We start from the raw sequence: 11,129 nt of genomic DNA on the forward strand, positions 1-11,129 counted from the left end.
CCCATTAATCAAACACTCCCTAACGTAAAATGAATATTTATTTTAAAACCCTATATCTTATACATTGGACCTAAATATTGATTAAATCAAACAAAACAGATTACTTTGTTATTCGTTTTTGTTAACATAACATTATTATGATTTATGAAAGTGTTGAATTCTTTCATTACGGGTAAATGTTATTGTGATTGGAGTGAAAAACATGCAACAAAAAACGGGAATTAGATGGTCCAGTTTATTAATTGGTGTTTTCTTCTTGATTATAGGTGTTTTTATCATTAGTTTTCCTGAAGAAAATTTATTCGCTATTACCTGGCTAATAGGTATTTTATTCGTTATTACCGGTTTCATTGAAATTTTTGTGAGACGCATTATGAAACAAGCTACGCAAAAGGGTTCAAATTTGCTGATTGTCTTAGGTATTATCAACATCATCATCGGCATACTTATATTATTTAATGTAGTAACAAGTACGACATTTATTGTTTACTTATTCGCTATATGGTTTATTATTAATGCAGTTTTAAATATGTTTACAATTACACCTGCAGAAGGTTCAAACAAACGATTTCATATGGTATCTATCTTATTAAATATCATAGAAATTATATTTGGTGTAATTTTATTATTTAATCCATTAATCGCTGCTGTTGTTATCGCTGTATTTATGAGCGCAGTTTTCTTTATTATTGGAATAACTTATCTCATAGACGCCTTACGTTAATTTATTCTTTTAAAAATGCATTTAAAATGTAAATGTATAGTAAGCACATTTTGAAATTATAATAAATTAATAATATATTATAAGAATTTACTATTTCAATTATAGAATAAAATAATATTGCGCTTCTTATGAGTGAGTTATATACTAAAAATGTGGAAACAACCAGAATAGACATCGCATGATTATCCACATAAAAGGAGTGGGCAGAAATCTAATTTTCAGCCGCGGCAAAAATGACTAGAATTGAAAAATTATTAGGGTTTATCAGAGCTTCAGTTCAGTCATCTATTGCCAAAATAAAATGAGGTTCGGCGAATACATTATGTCGCTGCCTTTTTTGAACATAAGAAAGCATACTGGCTTAGGGCTTATATACCAGTATGCTTTCTTTTTTATTTTTTATTTTTTAATTTTTTTCCTAATATTGTTAAGCGTATTGAATAACTTATATTTTGTTTTTTTGATTGGTTTATAAAAATCACCAATTAATTCTTCGATTTGTACACCGAAACCACGCTTAAATCGGTAAACACCATAGTCTTCACTATTTTCAGTGAAGTCACCAGATAAGCCATAGAAATTATAACGACCATATCCGTGATCAAAACAATAATTAATCATAAACCAATGCATCATATATGGCCCCATATATTGGTTGTATTTCTCAGATGACCCACCTGAGAAGTAATTCACTTCATATGCATTAGCAAAATATACGCCTGCTGCAAGATTTAAGATTGAGCCATCTGTCTGTCTTAATTCACTCGCATGTAATAATTCTTTTTTATCATGTTCAATTTGTTTATCGATTTCAGCAATTTTTTTCAATTGCTTGTCAGATTTATTCTCATTTTGCATCATTTGATCTCTACGTGCTTCTTTTTCATTAATACTTTCTTGTGTATGCGTAACATATTCATCTAAATCAATATAAGCTAGAGGAATCAAAGCTTTATCCCCATAATTATCTATGAAATTATAGAAATATTCATCCGTTTTGGATACAAAACCAGCACGTTTTTCAGTTTCACGATAAAGTGATAAAAAGATATCAAATTCTTCTCTTTCTAAAAATCTTACTCTCACGCCGAAATTAATAGCTTTATTTATATTTCGTTTTCTTTGACTATCAAACTGTTTTTTTAATGACGCAGGTGTTTTACCATCTAAATTAAGCACACCCATCCATCTAACCTGACTTGATGTATCATATTCTGTTGTAAACCCATGATGCGTATATCCATGAGATTTAAATAAATTAACAAGCGCATCATTTTCTTGATGATCAGCCATTGGATTAATATCTTTATTATAAATTTGGTATATCCAATAAGGATCCATTTTTACATATAAGCAATTTTGTTTTTGAAGATAAGTATCTAATTCACGTAAATAGAAATCAACTAAACCTAAATCTTTATAATCCATGACTGGACCACGGTTTGAATAATAAACATAGCTTCCCATAGTTGGGATTTTAGAGAAAAGACTAGCTGCGATAACTTGATTATCATCATCTTTTAAGCCTAATAAAACAACTTGAAAACCATCTTCTTCTCTAGTAGCTATATTTTCTTTTACTTGAAAGTAATGACTCTCTAATGCTGGATTTTGTACAAAATTGTCATATTCTTTGACAGTTAACTCTGTAAATTTCATTATAGCTAGTTCCTTTCTAAATATAATACATATTACTTTTTATCTTTTAATCCCTTTAACATTGTATAAATTTTGTACATTGGCTTATTGATTGGTTTTATAAAATCACCAACATATTCAACTACATCAGCGTTGAATCCTTTTTTAAACTTCACAACACCTGCATCTTCTGCTTCTTCTGAAAAATCACCACTAATGCCATAGAAGTTATATCTATCGATATTATTATCGATTGCATAATTAATCATTTTCCATTGTATTGCATAGCTTCCTGCAAAATGTCTAAACTCGTTAGATGTTCCTCCCGCATAATACACTACTTCGTATGGATTGACGATAAAGAATGCTGCTGAAATTGGTAATTCATTACCGTGTTGTTCTTGTAATGATTTAGCTTCATCAATCTTTTGTTGATTTGCAATAAGTTGTTTTTCTAAATTTTCTTTTTTATTATATGCTTTTTTATTTTCTGGACGTTTTTCTATATCTTTAAGCGCTTTGTTAATATCTTTACTTAACACTTCACGCTCTGACTTGAGTTCATCGATGTATGCTTCAAAATCCATATAAGCTAATGGCACTAATACACGATTCTTATAATACTTCAGTCTATTGTAATAGAAGCTGTCTTCTCTATCATCAAAATCTTTCGATTCTGAAGTATCTTCCATAAACGAACGGAAAATTGGTAATTCATCTTCGCCTAAGAATCTGACTTTCACACCATTTTTTTGAACTTTTTTTGTATTACGTTTACGCAAACTATCCATATCATTTAGGACATCTTTTGCTGTCTTATCTTTTAAATCTAAAACAGAGTGGAATCTTATTTGAATAATTGGATCAAAACCAGTTAAAAACCCTTGATGTTTATATCCAAGTTGCTTCATTTTATCGAAAATCCAATCATGACCAGCATTTTCTAATACATCTCCATCATGATTTCGATATTGATATGCAAGGTATGGATCTACTCTTAAATACAATGCATTATGTTTTTTCACATATTTAGTTAATTCATTGAAAAAATAATGGACAAGTTCTTTATTTTCGAAATCAATCACCGGTCCACGATTTGTATAAAAATATTTGAATATTTTCATAACCGGTACAGCAGTTAATAAGCAGGCTGCTATAACTTCATTTTCATTATTTTTCACGCCTACCAAATGTGTTTCTGTACCTTCTGCAATTTTCAACTCATAATTGCCTACCATTTGTGTAAAATGACTGTTGGGCATATGGTCAACAAATGCACCAAACTCTTTTGCAGTTAAATTCGTAAATTTCATTTTATATACTCCTATTTGTCTATAGTACTTTATTTCGAGTTTAAACTTTAATCTTAATTATTATACAATATTCAATTATAAAACTAAATCGATACCCTAGTTAGAATTACTAAATGCTACAATTTACTTATAATTTATGTGTTGTTTTATTATAGCATTACTTTTATTCTAACAAAGAATAACTATTTAAACACAAATCTTAATTAAATTATGAAAAAATAAAAACTACTAACAAGTTTTATACTTGTTAGTAGTTTAGGTTATCTACAATCACCTGGTTTTTAAAGACTAGCTATTTTAAGGCATCTTTTAGTGCTTCACCAATTGCTACACTAGATTGAGGATTTTGGCCAGTGATGAATTGGTTATCTGTTTCAACATGTTCTGTGAAGTTATCTTTTGGAACAAATTTAGCGCCTTGTTGCTCTAATTCTGTTTGCGTTAAAAATGGTACTTTATTTTCTAGTCCCATCGTACGCTCTTCATTATCTGTAAAGGATGTTAAAGTAACACCTTCTACAAGATATTTACCATTTTTGTCTTTTGCACCGACAAATGCACTTGGACCATGACATACAGAACTGATAAATTTGCCTTCATCTTTAAAATCAGACAATATATTCGCTAATTTTTGATTATGCGCGAAATCAAATACTGTACCGTGACCTCCTGGTAGGTATACTGCATCATATTCTGAAACATTAATGTGATCTATATTTGGCACATCACTAATTTTTTCTACAAATTGTGCGTATTTCGTTAATTCATCATTTTGAGTTGAATTTGGATCTAAAGGAATTTCTCCACCCTCAATTGAAACGATATCTACGTCGATACCTGCTTCCGTTAAAATATGATGCGGTTCACTTGCTTCCTCTAACCATAATCCTGTTGGTGTACCGTCTTCATATTGTGCTCTACTTGTTATAATGAATAAAACTTTTTTATTCACGATTGTCACCTCTTCATTTATTTAGGTTTTTATCTACTTGAACTCAGTTAGAATTCAATTCTGTGTTTCGATATTGACTATCTATTTCAAACAATACCCACCTAAAATAAACTTTACACATCAACCGTTAATTTATACATCATCTAACGCTGTTCTAATAGATTTTAGATATGCGATTGTTGATGCATTTTGATCTTGTTCAAACCGTTTAACAATTTCACTACCGATGACTACACCATCAGCTACTTCGCTAATATCATTAACATGAGCTTTAGTTCGGATACCAAAACCTGCCACTACAGGTACATGCGCTTTGTTTTTAATTTTTTCAATTTTTCGTTTCAGCTCTGGATGGAACTTTCCATTTTCTCCTGTTGTCGCATTCATTGTAACTGTGTAGATAAACCCTTCTGCATTTTCAGCAATTTGATTGATGCGTTCATCAGATGTTGTCATAGCAACTAATGAAATAATATTAACTTTACGGTGAGGATGTCTATTTTTTAGTTGTTGGACAAGTTCATGTGGCAAATCAGGTATTATTAAGCCATATACACCAGCTTTCTCACATGCGTCAAAAAAAGCGTCTTCTCCATAATGATTAATGATATTGATATACGTCATAAGTACGTATTGACTGTTTATAGCATCACGATGTGCAGTCAGTTCATCAAAAATATATGTGATATTCACACCTTGTTGTATGGCTTTATTACCGGCTTCCATAATCACTGGTCCATCAGCTACTGGATCTGAAAATGGCACCCCTATTTCAATAATATCCGCGCCTGATTCACCTAATATTTTCATGTTTTCAATAAAATTTTTGTTCCCCATGATATAGGGAATAAATAATTTATGCATTACTTTCGCCACCTTGTCTCATGTAATTTCTAATTGTTTCCATATCTTTATCACCGCGCCCTGACACAGTAACAACAATGATTTGATCTTTATCCATAGATGGTGCTAACGCTTCTACAAAACTTAGTGCGTGTGCACTTTCTATCGCAGGTATAATACCTTCTGCCTGAGTGAATTTCACTAAGGCATCCATAGCTTGTTTATCGCTAGCAGTTGCATATTTAACTCTACCAATATCATGATAATATGAATGTTCCGGTCCTACACCCGGATAATCTAACCCAGCTGAAATGGAATGTGCTAATTCTATCTGTCCATTTTCATCTTGTATTAAATACATTTTCGTACCATGTAAAATACCTTCTTTTCCCTTATTTATTGCGAGTGCATGTTTGTCACTGTCAATGCCCTCACCTGCTGCTTCAACACCATATAGCGCCACATCATCTTGAATAAATGGGTAAAACGTACCAATTGCATTTGAACCTCCACCTACGCATGCAACCATCGCATCTGGTAAACGTCCTTCCTTAACTTTGATTTGATCTTTGATTTCATTACCTATAACTTTTTGGAAATCCCTCACTATAGTTGGAAATGGATCTGGACCTAAAGCAGACCCTAATAAATAATGTGTATCGTCTACATGACTTACCCAGTATTGTAGCGCCTTATTAACTGCATCAGATAACGTACCCTGACCTTCCGTTACAGGTTCAACTTTTGCACCAAGTAATTCCATTCTAAATACATTTAATTCTTGTCTTTTGATATCTTCTTCACCCATAAACACTACGAGCTCCATATCAAACAATGCCGCTGCTGTCGCACTAGCAACACCATGCTGTCCTGCACCTGTTTCTGCAACTAATTTATTTTTGCCCATTCTTTTAGCTAAAAGTGCTTGACCCAAGGCGTTATTAATTTTGTGAGCACCGGTATGATTTAAATCTTCTCTTTTTAAATATATTTTTGCGCCACCTAGCGCTTTTGTATATGATGCTGCATATGTTAACGGTGTCTCTCTTCCTACATAATCTTTTAAATAATTATTCAGTTCATTCTGAAACTCAGGATCTATTTTAGCTTCTCCATAAGCTTGTTTAAGTTCTTGAATTGCTGGCATTAACGTTTCAGGGACATATTGACCACCAAAATCACCAAAAAATCCAAATTCATCTGCTTCTGTCTGTATGTTTTTAACCATATTTAATTAACTCCTTTTACAAGTTCTATGATTGCTTGCATTTTATTGCTATCTTTTATACCATTTGTTTCGATACCACTTGCAATATCATAACCATTGTGATTTAAATTAAGTTTACTTATACTTTGAATATTTTTATAATTCATTCCGCCAGCTATTAAAAAATCTACATTTTTTATATCTTTTAAGATTTCCCAATCATAGGATTGGCCAGTACCACCGTAAGCAATTGAAGGTGTATCAATTATAAATTGATCAACAAAATCTTTATAATATTGTATGTCTTTTGCTAATGTATTTGCATTTTTTGCAGGCAAGGCTTTAATAATTTTTATATTTCTTTTTTTCTGACGTATAAAATGGATAGTTTCTAAATTTTCTGTTCCATGTAATTGAATGGTAGTAATATTTGTATTATCTATGAGATGACTGATTGTTTGATGATCTGGATTTACTACAATTACTACTTTGTCTTTATCTTTTGGTATTAAATTTGCAAATGCCTGTATCTTATCAATTTCCACATAACGTTTACTATTGGGATAATGAATAAAACCTATTGCATCAATATTTAAATCTTTTGCCTTATTTACATCTTCAAATGTTTTAAAACCACAAAATTTCAATTTCATCCTTTCACCTTATCTAACTTAAGACTTGGTAAAAACTGACTTAAATCATCACATTTCATTAAAGATTCACCAATAAGCAAACCATCAATACCTGCGTTTACAATGTTTAACACATCTTGTTGATTACGTATGCCACTCTCAGAAATATAATAATAACCTGCTTTTTTATTTTCTAAAATTTCATTGGTATGCAAAACATCTGTTACAAATCGTTTTAAATCTCTATTGTTTACACCAATAATTTTGGGATTCAACTTGTAAGCACGTGCCAACTCTTCTTTATCATGAACTTCTACTAAAACTTCTAAATTTTTTGAAGTCGCGTAATCATATAATTCTTTCAACTGCTTGTCGGTTAATACATTTACAATGAGTAAAATGATAGACGCTCCAGCTTTTTTGGCAACATCAATTTGAATAGGATCAACTACAAAATCTTTACACAATACTGGTAAATCTGTGACCTGTGTCAATGTTTGTAATCGTTCGTAACTTCCGCCAAAATAATGTTCGTCTGTTAAAATTGAAACTGCATTAGCACCAAATGCTTCATACGCCCTAACCTGTTGTGTTAAATCTCTTCCTGGAAGTTCAGATAATGTCGGACTTTTTGATTTTATCTCAGCAATTACTGATAATTGATCAGCTTGTGATAACTGTGATTCAAACGTTTGTTTATGCGTGATGTCTATTTCCTTAAGGTCAGATAATTTTTTTGTATAATAACCGCTTTGTAACAATTCCTTTTTATAAGCTACGATTTCATCCAATATAGTCATACGTTTTGCCTCCCATTTTGTTGTATTGTTTAAGCGCATCTCCATTTTTAATCAGCATCTTTGCTTTATGAACACCTTCTTGAATGGTGGCAGCTTTTTCAGAAACATATAAGGCAATGCCTGCGTTCAATAGCACCACATCTCTTTTCGCGCTTTGATCTTTACCATTTAATATTTGTTTTGTGATTTCTAAATTTTCCTGGGGAGTTCCTCCTATTAAATCTGAATTTGGGGCATAATCTAATCCTACATCTGTCGCATTAATAGTATAAGATTTAATATATTTATCTTTCGTTACTTCATATAGTGTGTTTTCCCCGGATAATGTAGCTTCATCCATACCATTGGCTCCATGTAAGACGATTGCTCTCTTTCTACCTAAATCAGCTAATGTTTGAGCAATTTTATTTAACTGTGAAGGTTCATAGACACCCATCACTTGATAATCTAATTTGAACGGATTAATGAGTGGTCCAGTAACGTTAAAAATAGTTGGATTACTAATGGCTTTCCTTAACGGTTGGATATGTTTCATAATTGGATATGTTTCAGTCGCATTTAAAAAAACAAGCCCTTGTGCTTTTAAATGCGTTGCTGTTTCCTCAACATTTCGCGTTGGAATACACATTGCATTTAATAAATCGGTACTCCCTGAAGCTGACGTAACACTTCTATTACCATGTTTAATCACTGGTACACCTGCACTAGCCAATACAAAAGATACTGTTGTTGAAATATTAAAGCTATTAGATTTATCTCCACCAGTCCCACAAACGCACATACTATTAGGATAGGTTGGTTGTTCAGGATACATAGACCCTATTAAACTTTTCGACATATATGTTAATTCTGCTTGACTAGGTTCTCTCTCTGAAAAGGCTTCTAACAGTTCTCTTTTAGTATCGATTTCTAATTGATTCGTGATCAATAATTCTATAAATTCATTCATTTGTGCTTGATTAAGGGGTTTATACTGTTTTATATGATTTTGTAGACTCAATATAATTGGCCTCCTCTACTATATTTAAAAAGTTACTTATGATTGCTTCCCCATATTCTGTCGCAAAAGATTCTGGGTGGTATTGAATACCAAAATGTAAATAATTAATATGTTCAAATGATTGAATACTATCTTTTGTTTGAGCAGTTATTTTTAGTGTATCTGGTAACGTTTTTGGGTCACTAATCAATGAGTGGTACCTCATTATTTCAGAATATTCTGTAATATTCCGGTATAGTTTAGACTCACTTACAATCTGCATTGTATCTTTTTTTCCGTGACATATTTTTTTACTTTGGATAACATCTCCGCCGTGGTAACATGTCAATGCTTGTGATCCCAGACATACACCTAATATCGGTTTATATTTATAATGTTCAATAATATTGACTAAATGGTTAGTATCTAGCGGATGTCCAGGGCCAGGTGATATAACCAAACCATCTATTTCTAAATCAAATATATCTGCATCGTCTGGATATTTAATAATTACATCAGAAGTCTTTCCTACAATATCGACTAAGTTATACGTAAAAGAATCGTAATTATCCACTACTAATATCATGGTGTAACCTCCAATAAACTTTTGGCTTTTAATTTTGTTTCTTCTAATTCTTTTTCAGGTATTGAATCATAGACGACACCACATCCTGCTTCTACATTGATATACGTTTCATCAATCATCATTGTACGAATCGCTAAGGCAAAATCTAGGTCATGATTACAGTTGATATATCCTATACCACCACTGTATACACCTCTTTTTTGAGGTTGTGCTTCATATATTCTTTGTATCGCTCTTAATTTAGGTGCGCCAGACACAGTACCCGTTGGTAATAAACTTGCGATTACAGTCATCGGTGAATAATTTGATTTCAGCTTTCCTGTTACCTCACTCACAATATGCATCACATGTTCATAGCGTTCTATTGACATTAATTTTTCAATTTTAGAACTAGCAATTTCACTTACTCTATGAATATCATTTCTACCTAAATCAACAAGCATGCTATGTTCGCTTATCTCTTTTTCATCGTTGATTAACTGTTTTTCATTTTCAAGATCTTCTTTGTCAGTCGTGCCCCGTTTTATTGTTCCAGCTATGGGGTTTGTTACTACATTTTGTCCTTTCACTTTGACAAAACTTTCAGGCGAACTACCTACAATAATCGGTTCATCAAAATTCAAATAATACATATAAGGACTTGGGTTTTGTCTCTTTAAATTTTGATAAAGCTGATAAGATAATTGTTGTAAATTCATTCCAAAATCATGTTTGTACTTATATATAATTGAAGGTACAACTTGAAACATATCTCCTTGTTGTATCAGCGATTTCATTTCGCTAACAGTTTTTTTAAATTGATCAGGAGCAATATTTGACTCAATTGCTTTTGCTTTTGTGTCATTTTTTATAGGTGCAGGATATATATTTACGTCTTGTAACTCATCAACATGACGTTTGACACGGCGTGCTAATTGTTCTTCACTTTCATTTGAAAACAAGTTTGTGGATATAACATATAGATGCTCTTTGTAATGATCAAATACATATACATCCTCTACCATGTAAAATTTAGCATCGTGTTGTTTATGGTCAGCTAAATCGATTTGCTTTAATACAGGAAATTCATGTCTTACCAAGTCAAAACTACACGATCCAACAAATCCTGATACAAACGGTAATTGTGCTAAATCCTTATCTTCTATTTCTGCTTTATATTGATCTATAAAAGCTTTCAACTTTTCATATGGTGCTTCGTTTTCTATTTCATTTTGTCTATCATTGTATTGAATGACCATATTTTCATTATCTAAAGTCACGGCGCCGTACACATCAAATATTACAATTGAATAGCGTCCTTTTACTTTAGATTGTTCTGTACTTTCTAATACTATTTTTCGTTTTTTCAATCTTGCCAATGCTTCTGGTGTTACTTCAGCATTTATCCTTTGATATTGTACTTTCATTTTTATTCCTCCTCATAAAAAAATCAGCATCCTTAAATATTAATTAAGG

General features: G+C 31.8%; 11 protein-coding genes. 1 reads left to right on the forward strand and 10 read right to left on the reverse strand.

Annotation, left to right across the window (positions count from 1 at the left end):
* Positions 1 to 202: 202 nt before the first annotated feature.
* Positions 203 to 724: an HdeD family acid-resistance protein gene (locus CD150_RS06425; RefSeq protein WP_073342169.1), complete on the forward strand. Its 522-nt coding sequence runs from the start codon at positions 203 to 205 to the stop codon at positions 722 to 724.
* A 399-nt stretch (positions 725 to 1,123) separates the two neighbouring features.
* Here CD150_RS06425 and CD150_RS06430 read toward each other — a convergent pair whose 3' ends face one another.
* The 10 genes from CD150_RS06430 to CD150_RS06475 form a co-directional block, all read right to left on the reverse strand.
* The gene (locus CD150_RS06430) at positions 1,124 to 2,383 is read right to left on the reverse strand and encodes an aminoacyltransferase (protein ID WP_103161439.1); all 1,260 of its coding nucleotides are present in this window, start codon (positions 2,381 to 2,383) and stop codon (positions 1,124 to 1,126) included.
* Between the two features lie 32 nt (positions 2,384 to 2,415).
* A complete protein-coding gene (locus CD150_RS06435; protein ID WP_073342173.1) occupies positions 2,416 to 3,675 on the reverse strand; it encodes an aminoacyltransferase in 1,260 nt (419 codons plus the stop codon).
* A gap of 292 nt (positions 3,676 to 3,967) precedes the next feature.
* Positions 3,968 to 4,627 carry a type 1 glutamine amidotransferase domain-containing protein gene (locus tag CD150_RS06440; protein WP_073342176.1) on the reverse strand — a complete coding sequence of 220 codons (660 nt, stop codon included), beginning with the start codon at positions 4,625 to 4,627 and terminating at the stop codon, positions 3,968 to 3,970.
* A gap of 132 nt (positions 4,628 to 4,759) precedes the next feature.
* Positions 4,760 to 5,491, reverse strand: coding sequence for a tryptophan synthase subunit alpha (gene trpA, locus CD150_RS06445; RefSeq protein ID WP_046208314.1), 732 nt, complete (start codon positions 5,489 to 5,491; stop codon positions 4,760 to 4,762).
* A complete protein-coding gene (gene trpB / locus CD150_RS06450; protein ID WP_073342178.1) occupies positions 5,484 to 6,698 on the reverse strand; it encodes a tryptophan synthase subunit beta in 1,215 nt (404 codons plus the stop codon). Before trpB ends, trpA begins: the two co-directional genes overlap by 8 nt.
* Before the next feature lie 2 nt (positions 6,699 to 6,700).
* Positions 6,701 to 7,330 carry a phosphoribosylanthranilate isomerase gene (locus tag CD150_RS06455; RefSeq protein WP_073342180.1) on the reverse strand — a complete coding sequence of 210 codons (630 nt, stop codon included), beginning with the start codon at positions 7,328 to 7,330 and terminating at the stop codon, positions 6,701 to 6,703.
* Entirely contained in the window at positions 7,327 to 8,109 is a 783-nt protein-coding gene (trpC, locus tag CD150_RS06460) for an indole-3-glycerol phosphate synthase TrpC (protein ID WP_046208317.1), read from the reverse strand. Before trpC ends, CD150_RS06455 begins: the two co-directional genes overlap by 4 nt.
* Entirely contained in the window at positions 8,093 to 9,109 is a 1,017-nt protein-coding gene (trpD, locus tag CD150_RS06465; RefSeq protein WP_073342182.1) for an anthranilate phosphoribosyltransferase, read from the reverse strand. Before trpD ends, trpC begins: the two co-directional genes overlap by 17 nt.
* Positions 9,078 to 9,674: an anthranilate synthase component II gene (locus tag CD150_RS06470; RefSeq protein WP_046208319.1), complete on the reverse strand. Its 597-nt coding sequence runs from the start codon at positions 9,672 to 9,674 to the stop codon at positions 9,078 to 9,080. Before CD150_RS06470 ends, trpD begins: the two co-directional genes overlap by 32 nt.
* The gene (locus tag CD150_RS06475) at positions 9,671 to 11,080 is read right to left on the reverse strand and encodes an anthranilate synthase component I (RefSeq protein WP_073342184.1); all 1,410 of its coding nucleotides are present in this window, start codon (positions 11,078 to 11,080) and stop codon (positions 9,671 to 9,673) included. Before CD150_RS06475 ends, CD150_RS06470 begins: the two co-directional genes overlap by 4 nt.
* Positions 11,081 to 11,129: the final 49 nt, after the last annotated feature.

Source organism: Staphylococcus ureilyticus, assembly GCF_002902235.1.
GTDB classification, from domain to species: domain Bacteria; phylum Bacillota; class Bacilli; order Staphylococcales; family Staphylococcaceae; genus Staphylococcus; species Staphylococcus ureilyticus.

Coding starts and splice junctions, on each gene's coding strand:
- CD150_RS06425 (WP_073342169.1), top strand. CDS start 203: ATGCAACAAAAAACGGGAATTAGATGGTCCAGTTTATTAATTGGTGTT.
- CD150_RS06430 (WP_103161439.1), bottom strand. CDS start 2,383: ATGAAATTTACAGAGTTAACTGTCAAAGAATATGACAATTTTGTACAA.
- CD150_RS06435 (WP_073342173.1), bottom strand. CDS start 3,675: ATGAAATTTACGAATTTAACTGCAAAAGAGTTTGGTGCATTTGTTGAC.
- trpA (WP_046208314.1), bottom strand. CDS start 5,491: ATGCATAAATTATTTATTCCCTATATCATGGGGAACAAAAATTTTATT.
- trpB (WP_073342178.1), bottom strand. CDS start 6,698: ATGGTTAAAAACATACAGACAGAAGCAGATGAATTTGGATTTTTTGGT.
- CD150_RS06455 (WP_073342180.1), bottom strand. CDS start 7,330: ATGAAATTGAAATTTTGTGGTTTTAAAACATTTGAAGATGTAAATAAG.
- trpC (WP_046208317.1), bottom strand. CDS start 8,109: ATGACTATATTGGATGAAATCGTAGCTTATAAAAAGGAATTGTTACAA.
- CD150_RS06470 (WP_046208319.1), bottom strand. CDS start 9,674: ATGATATTAGTAGTGGATAATTACGATTCTTTTACGTATAACTTAGTC.
- CD150_RS06475 (WP_073342184.1), bottom strand. CDS start 11,080: ATGAAAGTACAATATCAAAGGATAAATGCTGAAGTAACACCAGAAGCA.